Annotated in this window: 1 protein-coding gene; it reads left to right on the forward strand. The window is 45.9% G+C overall.

Going from position 1 to position 806, the window contains the following annotated elements:
* A partial coding sequence (locus Xedl_RS19865) for a KilA-N domain-containing protein (protein WP_074025458.1) occupies positions 1–774 on the forward strand: 774 nt, incomplete at its 5' end.
* Positions 775–806: the final 32 nt, after the last annotated feature.

Here is an 806-nt window from a genome sequence, read left to right on the forward strand (position 1 = left end):
GTAGCGGCTAAGTTTGGTAAGGAGCCTACAGCATGGTTGAGACAAATAGATGTATTGGAATATTTATCAGCCCTGAGTAGCAAGCTATTTTCTAATTCTGGTTTTGTGACAGAATTAAGTAAAATCAAAAGGTTAGATTCGACATCATCCGCATCAAGAACTAAGGTGCTCAGATTTGTCAAAAGGACAGGGCTGGTAAAAACAAAAGCTGGCTCTCAAGGCGGCACATGGCTTCATCCAAAATTAGCTGTTCGCTTTGCTCGCTGGCTATCAGTAGATTTTGAAATTTGGTGTGATGAACAAATAGACGCATTAATCCGTGGTACTCAACCCACATTCACCGACCAGCGCATTAATGCCATCTTTCTTCTCGATAAACCCACCACATGGGAAAAGCAGTTTCAGCAACCCTTTTATCAGGCACTCAGCCGTATGTCAGGTTTGCCCTACAACGGCCATGTCGGCGGTACTCCGTCGCTGTTTGGGATGATCACATCCAAGTGGGTATATCAGGTTGTACTGCCTGACTCGGTTTACGCTGAGGCAAAGGAAGCAGCCAAAGGCAGCGGGGATAAGATCCATCAATACCTTAAGCCAGAAGCTAAGAAACTGGTACAAGAGCAACTGAAAGCGGTCACGATACTGGCTAACGGCTGTGTGGACTACAAAGACTTTGAGGCACGTTGCGTTCAGTCATTTGGCAGGTCAGGCGAGCAAGGTATGTTGATCTTGCCGGTAGAGCGGGAATTCAGTTATTCAGCAGTCAGGCATTAAGCCAAGGTGGAAAAAAGCACTCTGGAACAAAA

The organism is Xenorhabdus eapokensis (genome assembly GCF_001908105.1).